Origin of the sequence: Paenibacillus sp. FSL R5-0810 (assembly GCF_038002285.1) — a bacterium.
GTDB lineage: Bacteria > Bacillota > Bacilli > Paenibacillales > Paenibacillaceae > Paenibacillus_AQ > Paenibacillus_AQ lactis.
Window position 1 is genome coordinate 1,902,074 of record NZ_JBBOCF010000001.1, and the last position, 26,317, is coordinate 1,928,390.

The 26,317-nt window shown below is 49.9% G+C and carries 30 protein-coding genes; 6 read left to right on the plus strand and 24 right to left on the minus strand.

Translation table 11 applies throughout. The features are described from left to right. Positions 1–184 precede the first annotated feature (184 nt). Entirely contained in the window at positions 185–1,375 is a 1,191-nt protein-coding gene (locus tag MKX76_RS08560) for an ROK family protein (protein ID WP_210094971.1), read from the plus strand. Between the two features lie 140 nt (positions 1,376–1,515). Here MKX76_RS08560 and MKX76_RS08565 read toward each other — a convergent pair whose 3' ends face one another. Both MKX76_RS08565 and MKX76_RS08570 read right to left on the minus strand, forming a co-directional pair. Further along, on the minus strand, positions 1,516–1,914 hold the full coding sequence (locus tag MKX76_RS08565) for a GNAT family N-acetyltransferase (protein WP_245256015.1): 399 nt from the start codon (positions 1,912–1,914) through the stop codon (positions 1,516–1,518). A gap of 33 nt (positions 1,915–1,947) precedes the next feature. Continuing rightward, positions 1,948–2,337, minus strand: a complete 390-nt coding sequence (locus MKX76_RS08570; protein ID WP_244869107.1) for a GNAT family N-acetyltransferase — start codon at positions 2,335–2,337, stop codon at positions 1,948–1,950. Positions 2,338–2,539: 202 nt separating this feature from the next. On the opposite strand from MKX76_RS08570, the gene MKX76_RS08575 reads away from it, so the two are divergent. Next, complete coding sequence (locus tag MKX76_RS08575) at positions 2,540–3,475, plus strand: NADP-dependent oxidoreductase (RefSeq protein ID WP_210094970.1); 936 nt, start codon at positions 2,540–2,542, stop codon at positions 3,473–3,475. A gap of 93 nt (positions 3,476–3,568) precedes the next feature. Here MKX76_RS08575 and MKX76_RS08580 read toward each other — a convergent pair whose 3' ends face one another. From MKX76_RS08580 to MKX76_RS08600, 5 genes are all read right to left on the minus strand, one after another. Then, complete coding sequence (locus MKX76_RS08580) at positions 3,569–4,399, minus strand: SDR family NAD(P)-dependent oxidoreductase (RefSeq protein ID WP_007131350.1); 831 nt, start codon at positions 4,397–4,399, stop codon at positions 3,569–3,571. Between the two features lie 72 nt (positions 4,400–4,471). Further along, entirely contained in the window at positions 4,472–5,041 is a 570-nt protein-coding gene (locus MKX76_RS08585; RefSeq protein WP_341033468.1) for a TetR/AcrR family transcriptional regulator, read from the minus strand. A 221-nt stretch (positions 5,042–5,262) separates the two neighbouring features. Continuing rightward, the gene (locus MKX76_RS08590; RefSeq protein ID WP_007131348.1) at positions 5,263–5,451 is read right to left on the minus strand and encodes a hypothetical protein; all 189 of its coding nucleotides are present in this window, start codon (positions 5,449–5,451) and stop codon (positions 5,263–5,265) included. A 30-nt stretch (positions 5,452–5,481) separates the two neighbouring features. Continuing rightward, on the minus strand, positions 5,482–6,672 hold the full coding sequence (locus MKX76_RS08595) for an ArsA family ATPase (RefSeq protein WP_007131347.1): 1,191 nt from the start codon (positions 6,670–6,672) through the stop codon (positions 5,482–5,484). Positions 6,673–6,738: 66 nt separating this feature from the next. Then, positions 6,739–7,224: a MarR family winged helix-turn-helix transcriptional regulator gene (locus tag MKX76_RS08600; RefSeq protein WP_007131346.1), complete on the minus strand. Its 486-nt coding sequence runs from the start codon at positions 7,222–7,224 to the stop codon at positions 6,739–6,741. 325 nt (positions 7,225–7,549) lie between these two features. On the opposite strand from MKX76_RS08600, the gene MKX76_RS08605 reads away from it, so the two are divergent. From MKX76_RS08605 to MKX76_RS08615, 3 genes are all read left to right on the plus strand, one after another. Further along, positions 7,550–8,260 carry a response regulator transcription factor gene (locus MKX76_RS08605; RefSeq protein ID WP_007131345.1) on the plus strand — a complete coding sequence of 237 codons (711 nt, stop codon included), beginning with the start codon at positions 7,550–7,552 and terminating at the stop codon, positions 8,258–8,260. Positions 8,261–8,264: 4 nt separating this feature from the next. Beyond that, positions 8,265–9,332: a sensor histidine kinase gene (locus tag MKX76_RS08610; protein ID WP_007131344.1), complete on the plus strand. Its 1,068-nt coding sequence runs from the start codon at positions 8,265–8,267 to the stop codon at positions 9,330–9,332. An 81-nt stretch (positions 9,333–9,413) separates the two neighbouring features. Continuing rightward, positions 9,414–10,505, plus strand: a complete 1,092-nt coding sequence (locus MKX76_RS08615; RefSeq protein WP_051425037.1) for a hypothetical protein — start codon at positions 9,414–9,416, stop codon at positions 10,503–10,505. A 43-nt stretch (positions 10,506–10,548) separates the two neighbouring features. On the opposite strand, the gene MKX76_RS08620 is transcribed toward MKX76_RS08615, so the two are convergent. The 8 genes from MKX76_RS08620 to MKX76_RS08655 all read right to left on the minus strand — a co-directional run bounded on the left by MKX76_RS08620 (position 10,549) and on the right by MKX76_RS08655 (position 18,634). Beyond that, the gene (locus tag MKX76_RS08620; RefSeq protein WP_007131342.1) at positions 10,549–10,896 is read right to left on the minus strand and encodes a hypothetical protein; all 348 of its coding nucleotides are present in this window, start codon (positions 10,894–10,896) and stop codon (positions 10,549–10,551) included. Positions 10,897–11,202: 306 nt separating this feature from the next. Next, a complete protein-coding gene (locus tag MKX76_RS08625; RefSeq protein ID WP_028404269.1) occupies positions 11,203–11,997 on the minus strand; it encodes an SDR family NAD(P)-dependent oxidoreductase in 795 nt (264 codons plus the stop codon). Positions 11,998–12,125: 128 nt separating this feature from the next. Then, entirely contained in the window at positions 12,126–13,133 is a 1,008-nt protein-coding gene (locus MKX76_RS08630) for an AraC family transcriptional regulator (protein ID WP_028404268.1), read from the minus strand. Between the two features lie 300 nt (positions 13,134–13,433). Further along, positions 13,434–14,852: a phosphomannomutase/phosphoglucomutase gene (locus MKX76_RS08635; protein WP_341035030.1), complete on the minus strand. Its 1,419-nt coding sequence runs from the start codon at positions 14,850–14,852 to the stop codon at positions 13,434–13,436. A gap of 84 nt (positions 14,853–14,936) precedes the next feature. Further along, the gene (locus tag MKX76_RS08640) at positions 14,937–15,977 is read right to left on the minus strand and encodes a hypothetical protein (protein WP_007131338.1); all 1,041 of its coding nucleotides are present in this window, start codon (positions 15,975–15,977) and stop codon (positions 14,937–14,939) included. Then, positions 15,952–17,112: a glycosyltransferase family 4 protein gene (locus MKX76_RS08645; protein ID WP_007131337.1), complete on the minus strand. Its 1,161-nt coding sequence runs from the start codon at positions 17,110–17,112 to the stop codon at positions 15,952–15,954. Before MKX76_RS08645 ends, MKX76_RS08640 begins: the two co-directional genes overlap by 26 nt. After that, positions 17,109–18,149: an NDP-sugar synthase gene (locus MKX76_RS08650; protein WP_341033470.1), complete on the minus strand. Its 1,041-nt coding sequence runs from the start codon at positions 18,147–18,149 to the stop codon at positions 17,109–17,111. Before MKX76_RS08650 ends, MKX76_RS08645 begins: the two co-directional genes overlap by 4 nt. Before the next feature lie 380 nt (positions 18,150–18,529). Beyond that, the gene (locus tag MKX76_RS08655) at positions 18,530–18,634 is read right to left on the minus strand and encodes a DUF6254 family protein (RefSeq protein ID WP_222119631.1); all 105 of its coding nucleotides are present in this window, start codon (positions 18,632–18,634) and stop codon (positions 18,530–18,532) included. Positions 18,635–18,872: 238 nt separating this feature from the next. Between MKX76_RS08655 and MKX76_RS08660 the strand changes: the two genes are divergently transcribed. Further along, positions 18,873–19,277 carry a FixH family protein gene (locus MKX76_RS08660; RefSeq protein WP_028404264.1) on the plus strand — a complete coding sequence of 135 codons (405 nt, stop codon included), beginning with the start codon at positions 18,873–18,875 and terminating at the stop codon, positions 19,275–19,277. A gap of 17 nt (positions 19,278–19,294) precedes the next feature. On the opposite strand, the gene MKX76_RS08665 is transcribed toward MKX76_RS08660, so the two are convergent. From MKX76_RS08665 to MKX76_RS08705, 9 genes are all read right to left on the minus strand, one after another. After that, positions 19,295–19,933: a sulfite exporter TauE/SafE family protein gene (locus tag MKX76_RS08665; RefSeq protein ID WP_051425040.1), complete on the minus strand. Its 639-nt coding sequence runs from the start codon at positions 19,931–19,933 to the stop codon at positions 19,295–19,297. Between the two features lie 313 nt (positions 19,934–20,246). Beyond that, on the minus strand, positions 20,247–20,900 hold the full coding sequence (locus MKX76_RS08670; protein WP_007131333.1) for a response regulator: 654 nt from the start codon (positions 20,898–20,900) through the stop codon (positions 20,247–20,249). Position 20,901: 1 nt separating this feature from the next. Further along, a complete protein-coding gene (locus tag MKX76_RS08675) occupies positions 20,902–21,732 on the minus strand; it encodes a sensor histidine kinase (protein ID WP_007131332.1) in 831 nt (276 codons plus the stop codon). A gap of 62 nt (positions 21,733–21,794) precedes the next feature. Further along, on the minus strand, positions 21,795–22,310 hold the full coding sequence (locus MKX76_RS08680; RefSeq protein WP_007131331.1) for a redoxin domain-containing protein: 516 nt from the start codon (positions 22,308–22,310) through the stop codon (positions 21,795–21,797). Positions 22,311–22,459: 149 nt separating this feature from the next. Further along, positions 22,460–23,194 carry an ABC transporter ATP-binding protein gene (locus MKX76_RS08685; protein ID WP_251534939.1) on the minus strand — a complete coding sequence of 245 codons (735 nt, stop codon included), beginning with the start codon at positions 23,192–23,194 and terminating at the stop codon, positions 22,460–22,462. Beyond that, positions 23,187–24,008 carry an ABC transporter permease gene (locus MKX76_RS08690; protein ID WP_251534941.1) on the minus strand — a complete coding sequence of 274 codons (822 nt, stop codon included), beginning with the start codon at positions 24,006–24,008 and terminating at the stop codon, positions 23,187–23,189. The genes MKX76_RS08685 and MKX76_RS08690 overlap by 8 nt, the downstream gene beginning before the upstream one ends. Continuing rightward, the gene (locus MKX76_RS08695; protein WP_144868525.1) at positions 24,005–24,610 is read right to left on the minus strand and encodes a nitrous oxide reductase accessory protein NosL; all 606 of its coding nucleotides are present in this window, start codon (positions 24,608–24,610) and stop codon (positions 24,005–24,007) included. Before MKX76_RS08695 ends, MKX76_RS08690 begins: the two co-directional genes overlap by 4 nt. Beyond that, positions 24,607–25,935, minus strand: a complete 1,329-nt coding sequence (locus MKX76_RS08700) for a right-handed parallel beta-helix repeat-containing protein (RefSeq protein WP_251534951.1) — start codon at positions 25,933–25,935, stop codon at positions 24,607–24,609. The genes MKX76_RS08695 and MKX76_RS08700 overlap by 4 nt, the downstream gene beginning before the upstream one ends. Further along, positions 25,932–26,303 (minus strand): hypothetical protein, encoded by a 372-nt coding sequence (locus MKX76_RS08705; RefSeq protein ID WP_144868521.1) that lies wholly within the window; start codon positions 26,301–26,303, stop codon positions 25,932–25,934. The genes MKX76_RS08700 and MKX76_RS08705 overlap by 4 nt, the downstream gene beginning before the upstream one ends. Positions 26,304–26,317 lie beyond the last annotated feature (14 nt).

The following is a 26,317-nucleotide window of genomic DNA, read 5'->3' on the forward strand; positions in this document are numbered from 1 at the left end:
ATTTTTGGCGAGGAATATGTTGACAAATCATTATGATAGAATCAAAATCCATATGAAGTTCTTGTGTAATAATATCAAAATGATGTAAAGTTGATTAATCCGATGTCTTGTCTGGAAATAATACGACGATGCCGCTATACTTGATATACCCGACTAATGAACTTGGAAATGGAGAACGATGCTTATGGTGGTTCATTCCAATCCTCCGCTTAAGAAGCAGGTTTACGATCGTATTTCCTACCTTGGGACTGCCTCGAAAGTCGATTTGATGCATTATTTTTCCATCACCAGCAGCAGCATGACGCGTCTGCTTGAAGAGATGACCTCCCAAGGGCTGATTGTCGTCTCCGGTCTGGGCAGCTCCACCGGCGGCAGAAAGCCGCTCCTGTTTCAGACCAATCCGACATACCGGTATATGTTAGGTCTCGATATATCCCGCATTCATTCCGCGCTCGGTCTTTATGACATGCACCTAAATACTTTGTCTCTGACACGCTGGAATATGGACAATCAAATGACGCCGGAGCGGTTGGTCGACCTGGTCGCAAGTGAAGCAGGGAAATTTCTGGCCGCCCAAGGAATCTCGGCAGACGATGTCCTGGGAATTGGAATCGGAGCGGTCGGTCCGCTGGATCAGAGCAAAGGCTTGATTCTCGAGCCGGAATTCTTCTCGGCTCCTTCGTGGATAAACGTTCCGATTTGCGAGCTGCTTGAGACAAGACTGGGGATCCCCGCCTTACTCGACAACGGTGCCAATACCGCTTTGATTGGTGAGCATTGGGCACTTAGAGCGCATAACATACAGCATGCCCTTTACGTGCATGCCGGCGTTAATATCCGGTCCGCCGCGATGTCGGGCGGTCAAGTGCTGCGCGGGGCCGTCGATACCGAGGGTGCGGTCGGGCAAATGATCATCCAGGCGAACGGCCCTCGCCTCCGTGATAAAGGCAACTATGGCGCTTTGGAAGCCTTCGTGTCGGTCCCCGCGCTGGAAGAGCGCGTACGTACCCAACTGAAAATCGGGCGCTACAGCATGTTGTCCGGCATGCCCCCGGATCATGTGAATTTCTCAGCGCTGGTCGACGCTCTGGTAAGCGGGGATCCGCTCGTAACCGAGCAATTTACGGAAACCGCCGCATACTTGGGTATCGGTCTCGCCAATCTGATCAATGCGCTTCATCCCGAATACGTTATACTGGGCGGACCGCTGATGACCGCGCATCGGATGGTGTTCGACAACGCGGTGGAAATCGCCAAGAAAAATACATATCATTACCCCGAATACAATCCGGTCTTCACCCCGGGGATCCTCACCGATGAAGCCGTCGCTACCGGAGCAGCGATTATGGTCCTTCAAGCGTGGGATGGCGAATGAACCGGGGAAGCCCGCCCCAACCAAACAAAGAGGCGCTGCAAATGCAGCGCCTTCTTCATACGCATTGAACATTTCCAAAAACAACGATTCTGCAGGCAATCTAACGGTCTTCCTCCCCTGTGAGTTGGAATCAGCACTTATCAGCATGGATAGCTATAGTAATCCTGCGTGTGCACAACTTTGAATCCAACGGATTCATATAATCCAAGCGCATGCTCGTTTTTCGTTTCAACTTCTAAGTGTACCGAATATCCGGCAGCGCTTTGTTCTTTAATGACTTGGCGCAACACCTGTCTCCCGATTCCCTTTCCTTGATATTCCGGCAGGATCGAGAATCCATAAATCCATGCCTGCCCCTCTTCTTCCCTGCTTATTCGCAGCTTACCGACGGTTTCTTCATTCACAACAATCATGAGCATGTCCGTATGATCCGCGAACGTTTTGCTTTCCATCACGCTGGCGTCTTCTTCATCCATGCCGAACGCTTGAACGGATATCCGTACGCTCATTTCATAATCATTGATCGTAGCCTTCCGCAAAACAAGACCGCTCGTTTCCTCAAGCGGACATTCCTACCACTTCATTTGATGCTCCGAGAACGCATACTTAACGCCTTGTTTATTCAAAAAGGATTTTGCCGCATCCGATCCTGCAGGCGCGTTCAGCAAAATTTTTTTGTATCCGCTTCGTTTGATGTGTTCCATGGCATGATCGAACAATCGTTGGAAATATCCCTTACGCCGCTCGCTTGGCTTTACCATGCCGCAAACCTCGACAGCAGAACCAAAAGCATATAAACCTAAGAACGCGACGAGCTCGCCATGCTCGTATTGCAAATAATCCATTTGGTCAGAAGTGCGCTCCCTGAGCATTTCCCAATTCAGCTTCAGTTGTACATGATCATGACTTTCACACTCTTTTTGCAATTGCTCAATGTCTATTAATTGTTGTGTCGTTAACATGTTTTCTCCCTTCCGCGCTCCGTCTGTCTTCAATTATAAATCGTTTATCTGCCCAGGGATATGAATGGTTATCCGATGACTTAATAGAGGATTTCACCTTATCGTACTGGGGTATCAACCGGATCGCAGTTGCCCATAATTATAAAAACTACGCGAAAATTTGCTTATGCTTGTTGCCCAAAAATATGAGGAGTGAATGGATATGAAAGCTATCATTATTGAACAATATGGCGGAAAAGAGCAATTAAAAGAAGCGGATATTCCAAAGCCTACTCCTGGAGAGCAACAAGTCATCGTAAAGCTCCATGCCACTTCGATCAATCCGATCGATTGGAAGCTACGTGAGGGATATCTCAAGACCATGATGCCGTTCGATTTCCCGATTATTCTAGGATGGGACGCTGCTGGTGTCGTTTCTGAGGTTGGCGAACAAGTGACCAGCTTTAAGGTTGGGGATCGGGTCTTTGCTCGTCCTGAAACAACGAACCGGGGAACCTATGCGCAATATACTGCGGTGGATGCTCATTTGCTCGCCAAAATCCCTGAGAATCTAACCTTTGAAGAGGCTGCCTGTGTCCCGCTGGCCGGATTAACTGCATGGCAGTGCTTATTCGACTTTGGAAATATCCAAAAAGGCGAGAAGGTGTTGATTCATGCCGGAGCAGGAGGCGTCGGCACATTCGCCATCCAGCTTGCCAAGCATGCGGGAGCCTATGTTGCAACTACAGCGGGAACACATAATGTGGATTTATTAAAGTCGCTTGGTGCCGATGAAGTTATTGACTATAAGATAGAAGACTTTGAAAAAGTTCTGAGCGATTATGATTTTGTCCTTGATTCGTTGGGGGGCGAAAACCAAGAGAAGAGCTTTACCATTTTAAAAAATGGCGGCAAAATGGCATCGATAGTGTCTGAGCCTAATCAAGAAAAGGCCGCGCAAAAAAACATAAAATCAGGCAATGTCTGGTTGAAACCGAATGGCTCACAATTAGCAAAGATGGCTGAGCTTTTGAAACAAAACAAACTTAAGGTCTTGATTGGGCACCGATATCCATTATCTGTAGAAGGGATCCGGGAAGCCCATGCCATAAGCGAAAGTCATCATGCGAAGGGAAAGATTGTTATTGAAATAAGTTAAACATTCAAACCTCCCGTTGCGTCAATGTTTTTGTACGATATATCAATAGACTCAATTATTGGGTTGCACTGGCTTGGTGATGGATGAGGTGAGCTATTGAGTCACCTCCCCGTCTTTAAGCTTGCGTATACTTCTGATTTTTCGTAGCCATGCCTGCTTTAACAATGCGGGAAACAGACGATGGATACGCCACGCCCACCGAACGGCAACAGGAAATATAATGATATCTTTGTTTTGGATAATGCCCTTTAGGATCAAATCAACGGCCTCACTGGTTTTCATTGCCCCTGAGGGCAGCGATTCCACAACTTTCTCATTCGGTACATTGGCAACCGTCATATTCTTATAAATATCGGTTTGAACATGGCCGGGACAGATCGTGCTAACCTTGACTCCCACATCTGCTCCCTCATACCTTAATGATTGTGAAAGACCGACGACTGCGTGTTTGCTTGCACAATACGGCGTGTTGCCCGGCTGAGGCATTAAGCCAGTGGCAGACGCTGTATTTACGATATGCCCGAACCCTTGCTGGGCCATCACTCGATAGGCAATTGTCGAGCCATAAAGCACCCCATTCCAATTGATATCCATTACTTTTTTCCACTGGGCCATCGTCAGATCCCTGACATCCCCGCCAATCGCAATGCCGGCGTTATTAAACATATAGTCAATCCTGCCGTATTGTGATACGGTTTCCTCGATTAATTGTTGGACCTCGGCTTCGCTGGCAACATTGACTTTCATATAACGTGCGGTTCCTCCGCGATTCTTGATCTCATCTACAGTACTCTCAGCATAATCTTCACGAATGTCTGCTACAACTACAGTCGCGCCCGATTTTGCTAATTGGAAGCAAAGCTCTCGTCCAATGCCAGAGCCGCCGCCAGTAATAATGGCCACTTTATCCTTAAAATAATTCACGATCCGTACCTCCTTCAACTGACTGACTTCAGTCAATTAATGATTAAAAATATACAACTTCCGAAGAAGCTGTTAACCAATGCCTAGTATGCGTTTATAAAAATATTTAAGCTTCTCCACTCTTTCTTCATCGGACATACTTGAATCAATCGACTGCCAGCCGTATAAACAAAATTTTGCTGTCTCCTCAGGATACGAGCAGTTGAATGAACCATCGGCATTTCCTGTTTCAATTAATTCTTTGAATAGGGGGAGAATTATTTGTATTCCTGCGCTGCCAATTCGCTTATGAATCTCCTCATTCTCCTGCTGGTGTATGGTTTTGATTAATATAGCATCCTTCTTAAGCATGCCGCTTGTAAATTGGAACATCCGTTCTAATCGATCCGCTGCGCTGATCGTATTGTCTTTCATCAAAACCATTAAATCGGCCAGTATTTCTTTAGCCCACTCCTCAACAACAGCATCGAGCAATTCTGATTTTGATTTTACGTAGTGATACACAAGCCCATGCGCTACTCCCATTTTATTCGTGATATCGCTGATTTGTGTTCCTTCATAACCCTTCTCCTCAAACAGTTCCTTGGCGGTCTGAATGATCTCGGCTCGCCGCTCTTCTGGTGGCTTCGTCTTTCGTGCCATGGAAGTTCACCTCCTCCTTCTGTTATCTAATGGGCTCCCTTCAAATATGAATATATCAGGTCCACTGACTTGAGTCAACGAGGATAATGTCCAGGCCGGCCTACCTTTTTTTCTGTTTAGTAGGTTGCGAAAAAAAAACAAAGCGCCATCTAGGCAAATCAAAGGCCATCTCGTAAAAAGAATGGCCTTATCAGTAAGGGCTTCATATAATCGAGTGATCTTTATTCGTCCGAAATATTGATTTTGCGGGCAACGGGGGCCTCTTTTTCCTCCTCGATCGTGTCAATGACACTGTCAATCACGGATCGCGAAGCAAGCAGCCATTCCTTGACGGCGTTTTTCACATGCTCCTTCGTTTGATGCCGCTCCAGATTTGCCAACAACTGCTCCAGTCGTAGCATTTTTTCCATGACTCGTTCCCTCCTAAGCGCTCCCGCTTCTTATTTATCCTGCATACTCTCCATTTCCCGTTTGCCAAACCGGATAACAAGCCGGTCCTCTGCATATCTAGCGCCTACCACTTGGCGGTTCATCAACGTCCTTGGCAGGATAACCTTGCGTTTATAAGCACCGGCATCCACCGTCAATTCGTCGCCCGTCTGCGTTAAATTCAGATCGGCCTTATCGATAAATGGAATCATAAGCTCCAAGAGCATTTCCCCATCCTCCTCGCGAATCGACTCTGTTCTGCCGTGGTAAAACATGGCGGAAGGATCCCGGTCGGCATAAACGATGTCCGCTAATTCTTTAAGAACGGGAACTCCGATGATTTCCTTTTGCATCATAGGAGCCTTCAGAATCGGAAGCGGCTGGAAGTTCAAGACGATTTCTTCCTCGTATTTCTTTTGAATGTCCCGCCACTGAGCGAAGAAGCCTTCTCCTGCCCCATCCGGCAGCAACCGATTGACGATAATGGCATCCGTGTTGAATCCGAACAGGTTCAAATAGGTAAAGGAGCGCTTTGCTTCGGCGAGCACCATCTTCTCGGGATTCAGCACGATCCTGACCGACGTGGTGTCCGAATCCAGGACGAGCCGCTGCATTTCCTCCAATCCCCGTGCCAAACGCTCGATGCTGTCCAGCACGTCATCCGAAGGAAGATCGATATCCTTGACAATTTTGGCAACCGGCCGTACAATCTTGATCAGTTTGCGTTCGGTCGGGAAGATTTTCTCCAGCCACCAATTCAATACGTTCGGATAGCTTAACAGCCGCAGCGTCTCTCCGGTCGGGGCGCAATCCACCACCATGACATCATATTGCCCGCTTTCAGCATGCTCCTTGATTTTCAGCAAACTAAACAGCTCTTCCATGCCGGGAAAAACAAGCATTTCTTCCGTAGTGACGTCTTTAAGCTGGGCTTTGTCGAGTAATTTCGTGAGCCAAACCTGTACGGTTCCCCAATTGCGCTCCGTCTCGCGGATCGCGTTCACTTCCTGCCCCCACAAGTTTTCGCTGATTTGCACCGGATCGGGCCCGATCGGTACCGCCAGCGAATCCGCTAAACTATGCGCTGCATCTGTGCTGAGAATCAGCGTTCGTTTGCCTTGCTCCGCCATTTTCACTGCCGTCGCCGCCGCGATGCTGGTCTTGCCGACTCCGCCTTTGCCCGTGTAGATGATGATCCTCAAATCCACCCGCTCCTTTTTAGTACGATTTCGTAGTAATTGGTCGGAAAAATCCGGTATGATAACCGGTTATTCCTCAATCTGAATCTTTATTGGCTGGCGCTTTACTTCTTGCGGTGTAACAGGTCCTCCGTCTTGGAAGACTTTAGCTGCCTTGAACAGAAGTGCCGTCAGCTGCTCCAATTCTTCCGGCGTAAATGCATCCTCCAATCTGCCAAGCAGCGCCATCATGATTTGCTCCCATTCTTTCGCCAGCTGCAGACCTTCCTGCGTCAGCGTGACGAGCTTCACGCGTTGGTCTTGCGCAGACGTGGCTCGTGCGATCAAGCCTTTGCGTTCAAGCCGCTTAGCGATGCTGGTCATCGAACTTAGCGGTGCCCCCATCTCGGCGGCCAGCTCCGACATCGTTAAATCTCCGCGGAGGAGCAAAATAAGCAGCGTCGACATATCGGAGCGGGTCACTTTTTGTTCAAGCTGAAGCGTATCGGTCATAAAAGCGAACGGACGCAGACCGGTCTTGAGGAAAAGATCGTATAGTTGTTTTATACCGGTCACTCCTTTATGTGCGATTTCGCATGATTGCGTCTTGCGACTATTTTAATACGACATCGTAATAATTTCAACAACCTCTCCGAATTTTTCTTACTAATGATAACCAGCTATGGACAAAGCTTATGCATATTACGGGAATCTCTCCGTTTTAACTGTCCTCAAAAATGCCCATTGACACATTTTCGTGCACAATGATCCATTGAAACTGTTAAGGTCTATTATCCGCAGAGACATAGCACTTTTGCAATCCCAGCAGGAGATTAGCCTGGATTGCCGTACTTAAATATTAATCGGATTGTTAATCAAACGGCAAAAGGAGACCTAAGAAATGCGGAGAGAGGCCATATTGTTAGTGGATGATGAGGAAGGTATTTTGGTCATGCTCGAAAATCTGCTTCGAAAAGAAGGATTTATCGATATCGTAAAAGCCGGTTCCGCTGCTGAAGCGCTCAATGCCGTGCAAACAAGACGTTTCGATATGATCGTTCTTGACGTCATGCTTCCGGACATGGATGGATTTTCGCTGTGCACGGAAATGCGCAAAACCATCACGACTCCGGTTTTGTTTCTGACCGCACGTTCCAGTGACCTGGATAAACTTCGAGGCCTGTTCTTGGGCGGGGATGATTATGTAACCAAACCATTTAACCCTCTAGAGGTGATTGCGCGGATTCAGGCACATTTGAGACGGAGTATGATGGTTGAATCCAACCATCAATACGCCGAAGAGCTTTATCGATTCAAGACGTTTACCGTGAACCGGTCAACGGGCCAGCTCATTATCAATCAAAAGGATACGCCTTGTCCGGCTAAGGAATTTGAACTTCTTCTCTATTTCTGCAAACACCCCAACCGGGTATTTACGGCTCAGCAGCTATACGAGCAAATATGGGGTACGATGGTTCATGGCGATGAGAAGACCGTCGTCATTCATATTTCAAGATTACGCAAGAAACTGGAAGTCGATCCGGCTAATCCTAAGGTTATCGTTACATTAAGAGGAATTGGATACAAGTTCGTTCCGCCGTCGGGAGGCTAACACCATGAACTTTATGCTTCGCATCGCCCTTCAATTGCTCGCGGCTTTCGTTTTTCTATTGATTTGTATTCAAGTCATCATCCTCGGGGTTGCTTGGTTATTCTGGCCGGATTTGATTCGGACGGGTAACACTTCGAATCATTACGAAATCTTCGTGGTAGCCTTGTGCAGCGTTCTGTTTGTTGTTACTTTGCTTTGGATCGGTTGGTATCTAGGAAAGCCGCTTTACATCATGATCGTCTGGATCAGGAGCTTGGTTAGTGGACGGTTCGATCCGCCGCCGGGCTGGAACAACCTCCGCTCCCATAAGAAAGGCAGGCTGAAATTTCCGTATGCGATCTATAAGGAAGTGTTCGAGCACCTGCGAATGCTTGGCAGCACGCTCCAAAACAACGAGAAGGCGCTCCGTGAAGCAGAACAATCGAAGCAGGAATGGATTCGAGGGATCTCTCACGATTTGAAAACGCCGTTAACCTATATCTCAGGTTATTCCGCGATGTTAGTTCACCCTGATTATCGGTGGAGCGAAACGGAGAAAAGCGATTTTCTTTCGGTCATTCAGCAGAAGGCCGCTCACCTGCAAGAACTGGTTGAGGATCTTAATGAAACGGTTAATGGTCCGATTCCTCTAAATGCCGAGAACACGGATATCGTTGAACTCGTGCGCAGAACGGTAGCGGATGTCAGCAGTGCTCCTTGGGCTGCCGGGTACGCATTTGTCATGGATTCGGAGCCGGAACAATTGTCGATCAGCTGCGACCCGAAACTCATGACACGTGCCATTCGGAATCTGCTCGTCAATGCCGTCGTCCATAATCCGGAGGACACCCGGATTGAGGCTCGAATTAAGCTGCTCGATCATCGGATTGCCGAGATTCGTATCAAGGATAACGGGGTCGGATTTAACCAGCATGCGGCGCGAGTTACGATTCAACCAACGAGCGAACATGCGGGGCTTGGATTATCCATCGCTAAGAAATTCATTGAGGCGCATGGCGGAACGATCATGGTCCAAAGCTCGCTTGGCGAAGGGACTTCCATTTTGATCAGGCTGAAGGCAGAGCACATTTAGGGTGAAGTTGTGTTCCCGTTTACCTCATGTTTACCCAGGCTTCTTATACTTACGGTAACGATGTATAAGGAGGCGTGATCTATGAATCCCGCAAATGAAAAGAACGTATCCTCAGCCTTGCCGGATCAATCGGAAACATCTACGCTGCATTGGTGGAAGCGTTGGCCGGATTGGGTCCCTTACGCGACGATCATTTGGACGCTCGCTTACGGCGTGCTCGGACTATATTGGTGGGCAGGAGGCCAGGGCTTTCCGCTAGGCTTGGTTAATGATCCGGGTGCGGCTCACTCCCTGTTCCGGCAGGCTGCAGCCGCTGACGGCGGATTGCTCATCGCTTGCCTGTGTTTACTTGGAGCCATGGCCATGCTCTTATTGAATCGGAAAGCCCGCGGGATAACCCGAGCAATCATGCTGTTATACGCTTGGAGCGCAGCCATGGTCCTGTGCTTTGCGATCCCGGATCCACGCGCCCTGATAGGGATGGCTTATGCCCCAGTATCTTTGATCGGAGCCGTATTCGGACAGTCATTACACTATCTCGATTTCTTCACATGGCCGGTCGTAAACCAGTATATCTGTCTCATCGGAGGTTTGTTATGGGCCGCAACCGCTTTGACATACCAGCGCCACACCCGTGATGCTTGCAGGTATTGCGGACGAAACAAGGGTCATACGTTACGGCGGATGAACGTAGTGACTCGTTTGGGAAGATGGGCAACCTATGCAGCGATTCTAGCCCCACTATATTATGATATCACTCGCATAGCTTGGCTGTTCGGTATTCCTTTTGGAATCACCGATGAAATGCTGTACAGCCTGCAGGCTTCAGACGCGGATTGGGCCGGTGCCGGACTTGCCTTGGTCTCGATCGGAGGTGCCTTTCTCACGCATGGACTCATCAAGCCTTGGGGGGAAAGCTTCCCCCGTTGGTTCCCAATCTTGGGTGGTCGACGCGTCCCTCCTGCCTTAGCCGTCATTCCTGCCGGATTCGTGGCGATCCTCTTAACGGTTACCGGCATTCAAGTCATTCTTGAGTTTACGATGAGCGGTGATTTTCAAAATTGGGGAGGCACAACGCCGCTTCTGCTTATGCCAGTTTGGGGGATTGCTCTGGGGACAGCAACCATTTGCTACTATTACCGGAGGCAAGAGCAATGCCATCAATGCGCATGATACGGAGTTCACGTAATTTAGGCTTCAGTCGGCACTTCTCCTACTACGATAGCTTCCAGGCAGGAATCAGCGAATGGAATTGGAAGAAGAAACTGACCATAACGTGAATCAGCGTATATAATGCTAAAATAATCAAATACGTAATGAGCCATATCCGGAACGGCTGTTTCAAAAATAGAAACAATAACAGCATTCCGACCGGGAATGGAATAAGCACAATCAACCAGATTGGCAGCCCGATTGCCTCAGCAAGAGCACCCAAAGAAACTACGGATGCGCCTATGGCTAGAGCTTGCCAGAGATGTATGCCCTTCGTAACCAAGCGGCTGCCGAAGAAATAGGATATGGACGTAAGTAATACGGCTATAATGAAACTGACAACATATTGCATGCATCTTCACCTTTCGGGCGATATTTAAAGTAGTATACCAGTCGAATGTTAATAAAAGTGCAGCTTTTTGTAAAATATGGTGATTTCGAGATTTAACCTTGAATCGGGATTCACATGATACAATAAAAAAACCGCGATTTACGCCGCATCGCATATGCGTTTGTCTTGGTTAGGTATATACGCCAAATGAAAAACCCTCCATTCAAAAGATGGAGGGTTTTCGGGCATGCATCCTATAGTATAACATCATTTTCGCCAGTTGGGGACAGCTGCATGTCATGTTTTTATATCGAAGTGCAGGTAACGTTAAAAGATCGTCGGCACCATTCCCCCATCCATGCGTATAGGCGAACCCTTAAACGCGGATGCATAGGGGCTGCATATAAAAGCCGTTAACCGGCCTATTTCAAACGGTCTGATAAACCGCTGAATCTCAGATTGGGGCAGGTTTGATGCCATAAAGGCTTTCTCTTTTTCCGAGAAAGGCATATCTTCATCGTTGTATATGCCCTCAATGATCTGCTGTACATTTTCGGATAGCGTCGGTCCGGGCATGATTGTGTTAACGGTAACCTCTGTTCCTTTCGTCAATTTCGACAAGCTTTTGGCTAAAGACAACAGCATGGATTTTGTCACGCCATACTGCGGCATTTGGCCAGAAGGCATAACGGCCTCTTCACTCGCAATAAAGATAATGCGTCCATACTGATTCTCCAGCATGCTGGGCATATAGAATTTCGTCAGGGCATTTGCTGCAAGGACATTCGTAGAAATGTACTTTTCCCATATAGCGTCATCTATATCTTCATACTGCATGATTTCATAAATTCCCATGCTGTTTACTAAAATATCGACGTTCGGGAACTTTTCGAATAATGCTTCGCGCTGTGCCTGGTCTACCAGATCGGCTGCCGCATTTTGAGGCGAGGTCTCCGGGAATGCCGACTTGAGTTCATGGACCGTCCGTTCTACGTCTTCGGCGTTTCTGCCGTTAATGAATACGTGAACCCCTTCCTTGGCAAGCTCAAAGGCAATGGCTTTACCGATCCCTTTGGTGGATCCCGTGACTAAAGCCGTTTTATTGGTTAATCCCATTTCCATCCTACATTTCTCCCTATGTTTGCTAGACTATGGTCGTACTGAGGATAGAATTAGGATACCTTGTTTTGCGCATTTGGTAACTAGTTTAAGGCGCCAAAGTTCTTGCAGTACACGCCAATATCTTTTGCTCAGGAAGCCGAATGGACAGAACGCCAATTGGTTGGGGTATCCCCTTCCCATTGACGGAAAGCCCGGTAGAACGAATTCAAGTCTTCGTATCCAAGCAGAAAAGCGATTTCTTTCGTATCCAGCGAGGGATCCGTCAAGTATTCGCATGCTTGCTCATGTCTAGCCTCTGTCAGCAGCCGCTTGAAGCTTGTATTCTCGTCAGTGAGCCTGCGCTGCAGGGTACGGCCGCTCATTCCGAGCTCCCTGGCAATAGGCAAAATATCTGGTCGTCCTCCTGCCAGGCTTCTTTTCATGATCCATTTGACTTTATCGGCTATCGACGGGTCTAACTGCCGATCATGGAGCGATTGGTCCAGAGCGGGAGTCAGGATCTCAAGCAATTCTTCGTTGAACGACATAAAAGGAAGATCCAAGTCCTTCTGATGCAGCGTCAAGCGGTTGCGCTTGCCTCCAAACCGGATGCGGCAGCCAAAGTATGCCTCGAGGGCCTCTGCATTGCCAACGGACTCCGATAACTCAAGCGAATGTGCCGACACATGCTGACCGGTTCCCCGGCGGCCAAACTCCAGTAGACATGCAAGCGTGATGCCAAGCAGAATCGGCGGACCAGGCTCTTCCGTCTCCAGCCAATCCAAGTCCATTGTGCAGTACCCGCCCTCCTCGCTCATGCGTAATCTTCCAGGAGGGCACAGCCGCTTGTACCGGACCATTCGGTTAAGGGCATCCCTATAGTCACGGGCATGGTAAGTCGCTAGGACGGAGGGCGGGTACTTCGCCGTTTCAAAAGCCGTCGCTAGCTTGATAATTCCTAGTGCAGGATCACCTATAAGATCGGTATACGCCTTCCAAATTGAATAATATTGGGTGGCAGTTACCTCGGATTCATTGATGATCGTCAGCGGAAGCCGCGCTTTTCGTACGATGTCTTGATCAGCGAGCCCTAATTGACGGATGCCGGACCAAAAGCCTGGCGGCATTTTAATGCGGTCGGAGGTATGAGACTTCATACGCAGGCAGCCTCCTTTAATATTTACACAATGATTATGTTTGTCTGATGTCTGACAAAGGGTTACTTACTATAGTACCTCCCGAATCTTGCGATGTAACTAGCAGAAACTTACATTGAATCATCAAATACGGCCATTTCTTTGAAGAACGTCCAACAAGAACACGATATCCTGCACTAAAAAAATTCATGTCGCTTCCTTTAAATGGCGCTTCAACACTCCATCTAGTCCCCAATAGAACCCCTTCCTTATCAAAAAAAGAAGCTCCGCGGCATGATCGCCGCAGAAGCTTCCTTGTGCTTACCAATGAATTTGCAATCCCGGCGCTGCCTCGTGGAGCGCTTGTTCCAGGCGGGCTTTGGTTTCATGTAAGTCTGCCTCGGTATCGGCCTCTGCCCGAAGCACCAGGATCGGCTGGGTGTTCGAGCTGCGAACCAGCCCCCAGCCGTTCGGGAACAGCACGCGTACGCCGTCAACGTCGATCAGCTCGTGCTTCCCGTCAAAATGGTTCTTCACTTTATGAATGATCTGTTGTTTCGCATCGTCGTCACATGGAACCCTCGTTTCAGGGGTCGCGCAATATCTTGGCACGTCGGAGAATAATTCGGACAGCGGGCGCGAATCCCGGCTCAATATCCGCAACAGTCGTCCAGCGGCATACAGCGCGTCGTCAAATCCGTAGTATTCATCGCGGAAGAATAAATGCCCGGACATTTCGCCGGTAAACGGCACATCCAATTTGCGCATGCTCGCTTTAATGTGGGAATGTCCTGTTCGATGGAAGACCGGCTCGCCGCCCAGCTTCTCGATCTCTTCGACCAGCGCTTTCGAGCATTTGACTTCCACCAGCGCTTTGCAGCCCGGATATTTCGGCAGGACTTCACGCCAGAACTGGATCATCAGCTGATCGCCCCATAAAATGCCGCCCTGTTCGTCCACCACCCCAAGGCGGTCGCCGTCCCCGTCGAAGGCGATGCCGATGTCGGCTCTTTCTTTCTTCACGACGTCGATCAGGTCCCGCAAATTTTTCGGCTCTACCGGATCCGGATGATGATTCGGGAAATCCGGATCCGATTTGCAATACAGCTCTACCACATCGCACCCCCAGCGTCGAAGCGCCTTGGGGGCAAATGGCGACGGCGTACCGTTGCCGCAATCGACCACGACTTTAAGCTTCCGGCCGTTCAGCCGGATTTTGTCTGCCAGCATGTCCAAATAAGGCTCCTCGACGCTTTCGCATCGCAGACCTTCTTCGTCATAATCGAAACCGGACGGCAGCTTGCCTTCGGCTGCCAAGCCAAGCATGCGGCTGCGCAGCTTCTGGATTTCTTCTCCATAAATCGTCGTATAGTCCATGGCGATTTTAAATCCGTTTTCGTCGCCGGGGTTATGGCTGGCCGTAATCATGATGCCGCTTGGCTCTTGATAATGGTGCATGGCATAGTAGAACATCGGCGTTGTCACTTCGCCGATATCAATCGCCTCGCATCCGGATTGCTGCAAGCCGGCAATCAGGGCCCGGTGAAAATCCGGGGATGATTTCCGGTTGTCGTGGCCGACAATGGCCTTATTCAAGCCGGCCGTCTTCAAGGTTTCGCCGAAAGCTCTCCCCAGCCAATAGCAAAAAGGGAGGTCAATGTCTTCATACGCTTTGCCGCGAATATCATATTCGCGGAATACATGGGAGGGGATGGAAGCCCCCCCTTCAAGGGTTGGCATCCCCTGCTCCTGCAGTTCTTTGGTCAAAGGCATCGTTGTCCACCTCTTTTTGTATGATGTCTATTGGATAATGGCGAATTGCGCTTAATGTTGTATCCATTCTTCGTAAATAGCTTCGGTCATCAAGTAAGAGATGACGGCTTCCGCCCCGCAGTTTATATTCGGTCCGTCGGCGCTCAAGCCGTCGCAGCAGCTGCCGTCCCGCTCGTTAATCATTGGGGCTCCGAGATCGTTGCCGCCGTAAAACCAATTGCGGCACTTCGTGACGGCCGATTTATATTTGTGCATGTTCGTCAGCTCATAGGCCTTGGCAGACGCTAACGCCAGCTTCATGACATCGATCGGCTGCTGGTCCCACAAAGCCCGATACCCCTGGCGGCACCACCCTTGACTGCCTACCGGCCGGATCTGTCCCGCTTCGTTTTGCGACAAACCGATTAGGAAGTCAAGGGAACTCAAAGCGATGTCAAGCAAGTCCGTCCAGTTCAACATTTCATGAGCCCACAGCATCCCCCATGGCAGCACGGCATTGCTGTAAGTGATCTCCGATTCAAACCAAGACCAGCCTGGAGCCGAATTCCGACGATAGAGGGCAGCCAGACGTTCCGCAAGCTCTTGGATATGGGAGGTCAGATCGATATCATATCCGGCACGCTGCAGCATGCCGAGTGCGGCGATGCTGTAAGCCCATCCGCGCGGATACCGCAAATGGTCAACCTGCGGCAGCGCTTTTTGAAAGATCGATTCAGCAACCATCGCAAACGAAGGGGCGGGTGCTGCTGTCATTGCCTTCGCACAAGCCCAAAGGCAGCGTCCAAGGCAATCGTCGGAAGGCATTTCCGGCTCCTTGCTCCGGTCATAGGCAAAATTGTTATGAAAATGACCATCTTCCTTTTGCGCCCACAGCAAAAAGGCGATATAGATCTCGGCTAACCGCTCAAGTTGTTGTTGGTCTTCAGGACGCCCATGCTTGAACCATTCGAGACAAACCCATAACGCACGAGCCTGGTCGTCCGTGCTGTATCCTTCGTTGCGCCGGGGGATCGTCCCGAACCCGTGCTCGAGTATGCCGGTATCATCGGTCATCTTGATCAGATGGTCAAACCGAACGGATCGCCTTTCCATGTCTCCCCACCTCGGTAAACAGAAGGTTGTACTCATGCCCGACGCTTGGCCAATGCATCGTTTGCCCCAGCCGCTTCATTTTCCGGACGACATCTTGATGCATCACGTCGTTGGTCAGCAGCGACACGATCCGTTCCCGCCATAACGCCTCGTCATCAGCAGGAATCAGCAGCTCGGGTTCATCGGCGAGCAAATCCTGTGCATAGCAGTACGGAGTCGAAACCACTGGCCGTCCCAAGCCGACCGCATAGGCAAGCGTTCCGCTGGTGATCTGCTCCATACCCGGATAAGGTGTCACGTAGACATCGCATGCCGTAATATGGCGCACCAGATCATTCTCCTCCATATAACGGTCGATCATGACGACATTGTCACCGATCCCGCTGTCAGCGATCATGGCCTTCAGCTCTTCGCGGTACTTCTCTCCTTCCCATTTCTTGACCTCCGGATGCGTTTGGCCGACGATGGCATATAACACTTTAGGCACCTTTTTAACAATTTCAGGCAAAATCCTCAGGATCAATTCAATTCCTTTTCCGCGGCTCAGCAGCCCGAACGTCATCAGCACCTTGCGATCGGCCCAATCCAGCTGCTCCCGGAATGCCTGCCGCCGCTCCGTATCGGGCTCGGGCGTACCGTGCGGTATAAAGACGATTTTCTCCTCCGGAATGCCGAACGAGCGGTTTAAATAAGATATCGCTTTGCGGTTCATCACGACGATCCGGTCGCTTCGCTCGGCGATTTCCCGCTGAATGCTTGCGTACGGTTCACGGGGCAACTCAAACACCGTATGAAACGTAGTCACCAGCGGTTTTTTCAGATTGCGGATGAAACGCAAGATGTGCCGGCCGGCCTCGCCGCCAAATATCCCGAACTCGTGCTGGAGAGAGACGACCTCGATTTCGGACTGGTTGATTCTGTACGCCATCTTCTCATAATCGTTCTCGCAATCGCGACGCAGCAGCCACAGCAGCGGATCCTGCAGGCCATCGGATTCCCCATCGTGGAGCACGATGACGGGATCCTTCGCTTTCCACTCCTTCACTGCATGGACCGCCTGGCGCAAATGAAAAGTGAACGTGGCCAGGCCGCATTTCTTCGGAACGTAAGTACTGATATAAGCCACCCGGGTCATGCTTGCATCACTCCCAGTCGGTTCATTACGGCTTCATGCAAAATATGTCTTGGGCCGAGCTCGAGATTGTAACCGAATATGCAGTTGTTTAAGTACGCTCCCTCGTTTACCCGGCAGCCGTCCCACAGGATCGTTTCCGATAGCCGGACGTTCGGGCCGATCGTGCACTTGTTGCCGAGCACCACATGAGGCCCGATGACGGCCCGTGCTCCGATTCGTACGTGATCTCCGATCAATACCGGCGGAACGAGGAGGACGCCGGCTCCGATTTTAGAGCCCTTGCCGATCCAGATGCCTTGATCCTGGACGTGTCCGGGAATTTGGATCCGGCTCTGTCTCGTTAAGAGATCCCAGTGAATTTTGCGGTATCTGTCTTTGGTGCCCATATCCGCCCAATAGCCTTGAATCGTCGTACCGAAGACTCCCATATTTTCGCGGATGAGATGTGGAAACGTTTCGCGTTCAATGGAGACCTCCCGATCGGACGGAATCGCTGCGAGCACGCTTTTATCCATGATGTAAATACCTGCGTTGATCCGTCTCGAAGGGGCCTCGTCCAAGCGGGGCTTCTCCACAAAACGCAAGATGCGCCCCGTATCGTCCTGCTCAACGACCCCGTACGCGCTAGGGTCCTCAACCTCCGTCAGACCGATCGTTACCTTTCCTCCGTGAGATCGATGGAAATCCAGCAGCGGCTTCAGTTCAATATCGTGGACGATATCCGCATTCATGGCAATAAATTGTTCATCGAGTAAAGCCTCGGCATTCTTGATCGCCCCGGCAGTCCCCAGCAGCTTATCTTCAAGCGCATACTGGATCGACACGCCCAGCCGGCGGCCGTCGCCGAAATGGTTTTTTATTTTTTCGGGATGATGCTTAAGGGCGATAACGAAACGGTGAACGCCTTGTTCCTTCAGATGAAGAATGAGATGTTCCAGCCACGGACGATTCAGAATCGGTGCCATCGGCTTCGGCATGTTCTCCGTCATCGGTCTAAGTCGGGTTCCCAATCCACCGGCAAGTAACAGTACATTCATCTTCGAAATCCTCCTGTTCCCAAAAAATGATTCGACAAACAAACTTACGCCAGCTTTGGACACTGACGCTAATATTTTATCGGCTTCCCTCCTTCGCTCATGATTTGTTAGCACTCTATAATGTCGAGTGCTGATAATATAGTATTTTATGGAATAGTTCTTTGAATCTTCAAGTTGATCAGGACATAATGTCTCGCATTCCGCCTGAAATCAAAGCATAAAATCCTCTTTTTTCTTTTGAAATCTCATGATTTCTTCGTTTTTTACCATGAATCGATCATCAATATAGTCGCAGGACCGCCCGTTTTCATAAAAAAGAGACTGCCGGCAAGTTAAAACTAACCGACAGTCCTTTACTTCCAAGCAGTATACTCCTCATCCTATTCGCCGGACAATTCCTTAAGCGATCTGATTTTTCCATGGGGGTGCTGTGCTTGCTTACGCGACTTCCAGGCAGCTTCTTTCCTTCTCTTCTGGTGAGCCATGTCAGTCTTCCTCCTTCGGAAATCGAGAATGTATACCACTTCCATAGGTTTTCAATATTAAGCCTTGTTCATTCATGCGCCTAGGAACAAGAGCATAGATAATGGAGATAGTCCCTTTTGCTTCTGTTATCTTATGTATGCTTTATCTGCACTCCAGCACATATTCCGGCATTTTCTGCATGTCAGATACATATAACATCAGTAATTAACGTTATGAATTATAGGAAGAAGGCGAAGCATGAGAGCGAGATGGATCATCCTGTTGTTGTTTGGTTTTATGCTCTTGTTCATTTTGTTTCGTCTAGTGGAAGACCATCCATCAGCAGAGGCTCTTTATATCGATGATCAAATCCGCATGCAAATAACACCGGTTGATTCATCAGCGGTATCGATGCAGGAGACCACCTTTGAGCTGCAAATTGACGAGTTATCCGGAATACCCGTAACAGGCGCGGATTTCGATTTGAACATTACCATGCCGGATATGTTTTGCGGGGTTTTTCCTGCTTCCATTGAGGAGATTCAACCCGGGGTATATCATGCGACAGTGGTGCCCGTCATGCGCGGGAAATGGCAAGCCGAAGCCGAATTACAGTGGAAGGAGCGGTATGTCAAAGTCAGCACCGTTTTTAAGGTTCATTAAAGAGAAAAAGCCCCCCATCACCATAGCCAAGGGTGCACGGAAGGTATCCAGCCATTCGCACTTAGACCTTTCAGAATGCACAGCAACCCCATCAAGACGGCCAGATATCCGCCGATCCTGCGCATCGCCCTGCGCCATCTTTTCGTAAGGCTTCCCGCAGACATCGCCGTCAGAAGCAAGACCGGAAACGTCGATATGCCGAACACCAGCATAATCAGCGAACCTTCTGCTGCGGTTCCCGAGGCGGCAGCATTCATGTGCATTGCATAAGTCAAGCCGCATGGCAAAAAGCCCAGCAGAATCCCGGTCAAAAAGGTTGCAAGAATTTCGTAACGTTGTCCGAGCTGCTGCAGCTTCGACTGAACGCGAGAATTTTTATATGGATGCGTGCGAAACATCGGGAGCGTATACCGACGAAAGGTCCATAACAAGATCAGCAAGCCGCCAATGATGCTGGCCGCAGATTGGAGCCCGACGAATCCGGCTGCAGTATCCAGAAAAGAGCCGACCAAGCCCATAAAACCGCCGATTGCCGCGTAAGTTGCTACTCTCCCTGCGTTATATGCGAGGATCAAAGCCATTGGCGAGCCTTGTGCGCGAAGTGCAACCGACGACACGATGCCTCCGCACATCGCGAAACAATGCGGTGCACCCATCAATCCGGTAAGGGCAACGAGCGCCAAGCTGTTTCCTGCTGTATCCAAGACGATTACTCCCTTCTGAAAACTGCCTCATGCTTCACATTGCTGCTGGTACCTCCATTGCGACTTAAACGCTGATCGGATAAGCCGGCATGAATTGGGAGATACCTGTTCATTATATGAAGCCGATTGAAGGATAAGAATGTCTCAGGTTAGAAAGCTGCGGCGCAAGTATAGCAGCCTATCGCCAATCGTTATTCCATCAAAGCCTGCTACATCTTTGCTACTTCATTGTTAACTTGCACTTCATTGCTGGTTCGTTGCTGCTTCATTGCTGCTTCTTGCCTACCAAGCCTTGTTCATAAGCATAACGCGCAATCTGAACTCGATTGGCCAAGTGCAGCTTTTGAAGGATGTTCTTCAGGTGATTTTTCACCGTATGCTCTGAAATGCTTAGATCGCCTGAAATTTCCTTATTGCTCATTCCCTCGGCAACGAGCACTAGAATTTCATGCTCCCGCTCAGTTAAAGGATGATCTTGAACCTCGTCCGCACGCTTCGGGGACATTTCCTTGAGGATTCGAAACGCCAGCTCGCGCGTTACCGGCGCTTCATCGATGGCGACTGCTCTTAAATATTCGTGCCACGCTTCAGGCTCCATATTTTTCAACAAATAGCCCTGGGCGCCCTTCTTAAGCGCATCGAATAAATGCGCAATATCGTCGGATACGGTAACCATAACGACCTTGATATAGGGGAAGGCTTCTTTAAGCTTCTTCGTTGCTTCCAAGCCGCCCATTCCCGGCATTTGAATATCCATCAGCACCAGGTCCGGCATCCAATATTCACTTAAGGTAATGGCTTCTTCTCCGCTGCTTCCTTCCGCCACGACTTCAAAGACAGGATCGCTTTCCAGGATCATTCGGATCCCTTCTCTGGCCATCCCGTTATCATCGATAATTAACACCCGGAATTTTGACATTTCAATATGCCCCCTTTCGAACGATTACCAGCGTGTCCCCATCTTTACGTTCCAGGCTGAAATGCCAGGACATCGCCTTGGCACGGTCGCGCATCATTTGGATCCCGTATCGATTACGGATCATCATATTATCTGGGTTAAAGCCTTTGCCGTCATCCGCGACCTGGCACATCCACCCCGATTCTGTTGGTCGCGCTTCGATTCGGACTTGCTTCGCCTCCGCATGCTTATGAATGTTAAGCAGCGCTTCGCGGATGATTGCGAATAACTCCACTCGCTCTTTGGAAGACAGCATCGTTTCCGGAATGCGCCAATTCGTCTCAATTTCCAGAGCGGTTTCCTGCTGCAGCTCATCGATCAAGCTCTCAATGCCTTGCAGCCACGGATTTTTATCCGCATCGGCTTCATGCCTCAAATTGGCGATGGCTTGTCTGACATAATCATTGGTGCGATGAACACTCTCCTTCAATTTATGAAGCGGAAGTCCGTCTGCTTGATTCATGCGGTCCATTTGCGAGATCTGCGCGTTCAAAAAGAACAGGGATTGCGCGATGCCGTCATGAAGCTCCCTTGCGATTTTCTCTCGTTCCTCCAGCACGGCGCGGATCGCTTTTGCTCGATTAAGCTCCTCTTGATTATGTTCGATCATGGCAAATAATTTGGTCAAAAACAGCAAGGATACGAGCAGCACAATGACCGGGGCAAGCCAGTTTCCAAGCTCCATCGAAATATACGGCAGCAGAAACTCATGCCGGACATACTCCCAGACCCCGATCGTCAGGGTAGGAATCGTAAGAATCAGCCATTTGTTTTGTTTATAGGTCACAATCATTCTCCCCTCTAGCTGATTGATGCATGGATCCATTATATTGCATTGGGAACCTTTAGCGAATGTTAATCGTCTTGCCTGATCCGATTCATCAGGAATATGATGTCTTCCATCTCTGTCAGCTCCCCTTCGTGTCGTTCCACCAAAGTCCCGTCTTCATCAATGATGATCGTAAGTGGCATTCCGACCAATTGATACTTTTGTTTAATGTTCATCTCGGAGTCCAATACGATCGGAAATTCGAGGTCATACCGGTCAGCAAAATGCTGCACCGTTTCTTTGCCCTCCCCCACGTTGATCGCCAGCATGTCCACGCCTGTTAACTTATGAGCCTCGTTAAGAAGCGGCAGTTCGTTGACGCACGGATTGCACCAGGAGGCCCAGAAATTCAGGACAACGCCTTTCCCTTTGTAATCGGCAAGACGGATTTCTGTCCCCTCCAGATCCACGGCTGAGAACTCCGGCGCTGCTTCTCCTGGAATAGCAAGAACCTGCGGATCACCCAAAAAACGTGACACGGCATACACGCCTCCGATTAGGACAACCATCAATAGCATATACTGAATCATTCTGCGGATCACCCTGTTCATCTCCTTGCTCACAAATTAGACATACATGTTGGCCGTTAAGCTCTTAAATAATAGCCTGACGGGCGGCTTGAACGCCGGCCATCGCCTCACGTAAAGCGAAACAAGACAGCGGCCCGCCTGCGGACTCGCTGCCTGCTTCGCTATTTCGGGCTTCCTCCGTTTATCCCAAACAACTCCCGGAATGCTCTGCGCATCCCCTCAGCTCCATATGTTTGTCGAAGCTCTCCCGTATTCCCGTCCAGCACCACATTCCCATCCCTTAAAAAAACGATCCGATCCGCCAAAGCTTCGGCAATTTCCAATTGGTGCGTGGAGAAGAGGATCGTCTGGCCTTCGACGACTGCCTGGCGAACGAGCATGACGAACGTATCCATCCAGTAAGGATCAAGGCCATTCGTCGGTTCATCCATAATGACGAGCAGCGGCCGTGCCATTATCGCTTGCGCGAACAATACCCGCTGTCTCATGCCCTTAGAGAAGGAGGCCACGGATTTGCTGCCGGTATCCGAGAGACCAACCATCGATAACGCTTCCCGTGCACGGGCTTGCCCGAGTCCGCGAAGCCGGGCCCAGAACAGCATGGTCTCCAGTGCCGTTAATCCTGGACTAAAGCGATAATCATCCGGCATATAACCGATGTGCCGGGCATATTCCCGCCGATTGTCCCGGCATGTCTGCCCGTTGACGGTGATAACACCCTTCGTCGGGTGCAAGATTCCCGCCAGCATCCGCAGCAAGGTGCTTTTTCCAGCTCCGTTGCCTCCGCACAAAGCGACCGCTTCGCCGTGAGCGACCTTCAAATTCAATTCTTCAATGACAACCTTTCCCTTAAATGCCTTATGAACCGCATCGAATCGTACGAGCTGATCACCCACGACCTCTTCCCCTTTCCCATAAACCATAAGCAGCGGCAAGAGCAGCACCGATCCATACGAGCATCACACCCGCAAAAACGGGCGTGCCCCAGGGTGAACGGATCCACATCATCCATTTGTAATATTCAGGCCCCAGCGTCGAGCCTCCTCCTAACTTGACGACGGTAAACAAACGCGTCAATTCAGCCGGATTCAGAAAAGTAAGTGTTGTTATCGCCGGCTTAATCCAGAGATATGGCATCATGCCCAGCATAGCAATGAGGAGCGATGGCCATGCGATGACGGTGAAGAACCAGACGCCTACCGCTATCGTTAAAGCCTGCCAGCGGTTGCGGGCGAGCGTACCGATCAACATGGCAATGCCGAGATAAAACAGGGATAACCCGATTGAGCAGCCCAGCAGCTGCTTGTACGTTAAAAAATCAAAACCGCTGCCGAGCAGCCAGCCTGCCGACCCGGACAGCCCGAATCCGAAGGCGACGATGGAGAGCAGCACTGCAGACAGCCCGATATATTTTCCTGCCAGAAACGGCCAAGTGCCAAGCGGATACGTCGATAGCAGCTCCCAGTTGCCCTCTTCCTTCTCGCCGGTTAAGGAGAATGAGCCCAGCATCAGGGCCATCAAGGGGAGCAAGTACAACGCCAGGTTTAACATGGTTCCGCTGGTGCCGGAAAATCCGCTCACACCCCCTTGGGTATGTATGATTAGCAAACTGAGCATGAATACTGCGAAAAGAGCCATGAATGAATATGCCCAAGGGTTGCGAAACCCGATGTTCATCTCGCGTATAGCGACGTATTTCATGTCTTTCATGAGCCATGGCCTCCGGATGCGGGAGGTTCAGGAGGTGTCGAATGCCCTTCTTGATGCGCTGGAGGATCATGATCCGCAGCTTCATCTTGTTCCTCAACAGGCGGGTGACCATGATCATGTGTCCCTTCCATATCCATCATGTCGCGATTGACCTCCCACGAATGTTCACGGAGCTCATCGGCCGTCATCAGCTTCCCCGTACCTTGTTCTTCAATATAAGCTTTGGCGTCTTCTTCCTTCTCAAATGACAAAATCCCGTAAGCCATCGGCGTTTTGTAGGAAGGATCATAAGCATAGTAAGCCTTCTCGTAACGAAGCCATTGCTTGCTGTTGTAATCCCGGACGAAGGCGGCTCCGATCGTATCGGTCCCATTCTCGATCTTCCATGTGTTCAAACAACCGATATCATCGAATTTAAGCGATTGACCGTCTTTGGTTACGATTTGAGTCGCATATTGATCATCTTTAACCGCCATCTTGCAGATCACGCATACATCCGTTTCCTCGTTAATGGCTTGCGGTTTATAAGCTTCTCCCCCGCAAGCGGATAGAAGCAGCAGCAATGCTGCGAGGATCGCATTCAATTTCATTCCTTTACTCATGACATTCGTCTCCTCATCCAAAAAAATAGTGTCCCGGTACATCCTAATAACACGAGTCCGGCTATCCCTGTATGGGTTCTCCCTTCCGCATCCCCGATCTGGTTTTCACTCATAGGAGGCGTCATTAACGGAGCAGCATCCGTAGTCCAGCGATCCCGGTCACTTTGATAGAGCCCTTCGAGGAACACCATCCCCGGGGATTGGAAGAACAATTGGAACGCCGGGCGTTTTTTCGTCAGTTCCTGAAACAACGGGTTAATCGCGTATGAAATATCGCTGTTCCCGTCTCCATTTGCATCGATGCCTCGGAAATTGTCCCAATAGTTTTCGATGATCCTATTGTCCTCGCTGCTCCGTGCCTGGGCGTCCGCAACATTGCCGGTAAACCGGTTGCCGGTGATGGAATTGGAGCTGGAGTCCAGAAGCTGGATCCCCACAAAATTGTAACGAACCTCGTTATTCTCCAATCGGTTTCCTGTCGACAGCTCAACATACAGGCCGACCCGATTACCATCAACCGTATTGTCTGCCAGAATCGAATCATGCGTGTCATACAGCAAGATCCCTTGCGAATTCACGTTTTCGCTTTGCTTGGAGAACGAGTTCCCGATAACGGATACTTGCCTGGCCGTCATCACCATGGCACCGGTCACATTCAAGCTGCCTTCGTTTCGTTCGATGACCGTTCGATTCGTGTACATGCAATGGATTCCATACCGGGAACGTTCAATCCGGTTTCCGGTTACACGCGTATCATCGCTGTTTTCCATATAGATGCCGTCATGAACATCTCGAATCGTATTGTCCATGAACCTCCAGCGATGCCCATTGAACACATCCACGCCATTCCCTTTGTCCGCCAGTCGCACGCCTTCAGCCGCCCAATCGATCGTAGTATTCGTCACCAAGCCTTCATCCGCGTCACGGACCGCAATTCCATCCCCGCCAGTCCGAATGTAGAGGCCGTTCAAAACAGCTCGATGACCTCTGACGAGCACCGTTGGCGTTTCCTTAACCATTCCGTCGGTAATATGGAGTCCGGCAACCGTTGTGCCGTCAGCATCGATCGATAGGGCAGGAAGCTGACTTCTATTAATTAATTCGACGTTCCCTTCACCCTCCGTCCGTATCGTTAACGGCTTGTTAACGACAACCGGTCCCTGGTATGTGCCAGGCTTCAGCACTAGCGTGGCCCCCGGATTGGCCTGGTCCACGATCTCTTGAAGGCCCATCAGCTCGTCCTCCGCCCGGGCCGGACTTCCGTGCATCATCGCCAATACAACCAATAGTGCGAGAAGAGCCCATTTGTTGATTGACCTTGTCATTTGACCTCGACCTGCTTCTTCTTCGTGATATGGATATCGTCCTCGTACAAGTGAATATAGACGGTATAAACGCCCTTGCCCGGGAAGGTGAATGCTCCGCTGAATACGCCATCCCCTTCATGAATCGCATCCATAAGCACCGGCTCATCTCCAATCCGCACATCGAAAGTTGCCCGTGCCGTGTCCGATACCTTCATTCCGGTAACCGTTACTTTCATATCCGCCTGGCTTCCTGCGATGACGGTCTCCGGATTTGTCGTCAGCTCCGCTTGAACAGTTTCCAAATCAACAGGTTCTTCGCTCGAACAAGCCATCATCGTTCCGATAAGCGATAGAACCAACACGAGCGAAACGATCCTTTGCTTCATATGCTTACTTCCCT

Bases quoted from the DNA above. Each gene is read 5' to 3' on its own strand.
- MKX76_RS08670 (WP_007131333.1), bottom strand. From the start codon at position 20,900: ATGTCAAAATTCCGGGTGTTAATTATCGATGATAACGGGATGGCCAGA.
- MKX76_RS08695 (WP_144868525.1), bottom strand. From the start codon at position 24,610: ATGAGTAAAGGAATGAAATTGAATGCGATCCTCGCAGCATTGCTGCTG.
- MKX76_RS08705 (WP_144868521.1), bottom strand. From the start codon at position 26,303: ATGAAGCAAAGGATCGTTTCGCTCGTGTTGGTTCTATCGCTTATCGGA.
- MKX76_RS08665 (WP_051425040.1), bottom strand. From the start codon at position 19,933: ATGGGTGCACCGCATTGTTTCGCGATGTGCGGAGGCATCGTGTCGTCG.
- MKX76_RS08650 (WP_341033470.1), bottom strand. From the start codon at position 18,149: ATGAATGTACTGTTACTTGCCGGTGGATTGGGAACCCGACTTAGACCG.
- MKX76_RS08560 (WP_210094971.1), top strand. From the start codon at position 185: ATGGTGGTTCATTCCAATCCTCCGCTTAAGAAGCAGGTTTACGATCGT.
- MKX76_RS08575 (WP_210094970.1), top strand. From the start codon at position 2,540: ATGAAAGCTATCATTATTGAACAATATGGCGGAAAAGAGCAATTAAAA.
- MKX76_RS08585 (WP_341033468.1), bottom strand. From the start codon at position 5,041: ATGGCACGAAAGACGAAGCCACCAGAAGAGCGGCGAGCCGAGATCATT.
- MKX76_RS08625 (WP_028404269.1), bottom strand. From the start codon at position 11,997: ATGGAAATGGGATTAACCAATAAAACGGCTTTAGTCACGGGATCCACC.
- MKX76_RS08590 (WP_007131348.1), bottom strand. From the start codon at position 5,451: ATGGAAAAAATGCTACGACTGGAGCAGTTGTTGGCAAATCTGGAGCGG.
- MKX76_RS08605 (WP_007131345.1), top strand. From the start codon at position 7,550: ATGCGGAGAGAGGCCATATTGTTAGTGGATGATGAGGAAGGTATTTTG.
- MKX76_RS08645 (WP_007131337.1), bottom strand. From the start codon at position 17,112: ATGACCCGGGTGGCTTATATCAGTACTTACGTTCCGAAGAAATGCGGC.
- MKX76_RS08655 (WP_222119631.1), bottom strand. From the start codon at position 18,634: ATGGCTCACCAGAAGAGAAGGAAAGAAGCTGCCTGGAAGTCGCGTAAG.
- MKX76_RS08570 (WP_244869107.1), bottom strand. From the start codon at position 2,337: ATGTTAACGACACAACAATTAATAGACATTGAGCAATTGCAAAAAGAG.
- MKX76_RS08660 (WP_028404264.1), top strand. From the start codon at position 18,873: ATGAGAGCGAGATGGATCATCCTGTTGTTGTTTGGTTTTATGCTCTTG.
- MKX76_RS08610 (WP_007131344.1), top strand. From the start codon at position 8,265: ATGAACTTTATGCTTCGCATCGCCCTTCAATTGCTCGCGGCTTTCGTT.
- MKX76_RS08640 (WP_007131338.1), bottom strand. From the start codon at position 15,977: ATGGAAAGGCGATCCGTTCGGTTTGACCATCTGATCAAGATGACCGAT.
- MKX76_RS08635 (WP_341035030.1), bottom strand. From the start codon at position 14,852: ATGCCAACCCTTGAAGGGGGGGCTTCCATCCCCTCCCATGTATTCCGC.
- MKX76_RS08700 (WP_251534951.1), bottom strand. From the start codon at position 25,935: ATGACAAGGTCAATCAACAAATGGGCTCTTCTCGCACTATTGGTTGTA.
- MKX76_RS08615 (WP_051425037.1), top strand. From the start codon at position 9,414: ATGAATCCCGCAAATGAAAAGAACGTATCCTCAGCCTTGCCGGATCAA.
- MKX76_RS08675 (WP_007131332.1), bottom strand. From the start codon at position 21,732: ATGATTGTGACCTATAAACAAAACAAATGGCTGATTCTTACGATTCCT.
- MKX76_RS08620 (WP_007131342.1), bottom strand. From the start codon at position 10,896: ATGCAATATGTTGTCAGTTTCATTATAGCCGTATTACTTACGTCCATA.
- MKX76_RS08630 (WP_028404268.1), bottom strand. From the start codon at position 13,133: ATGAAGTCTCATACCTCCGACCGCATTAAAATGCCGCCAGGCTTTTGG.
- MKX76_RS08690 (WP_251534941.1), bottom strand. From the start codon at position 24,008: ATGAAAGACATGAAATACGTCGCTATACGCGAGATGAACATCGGGTTT.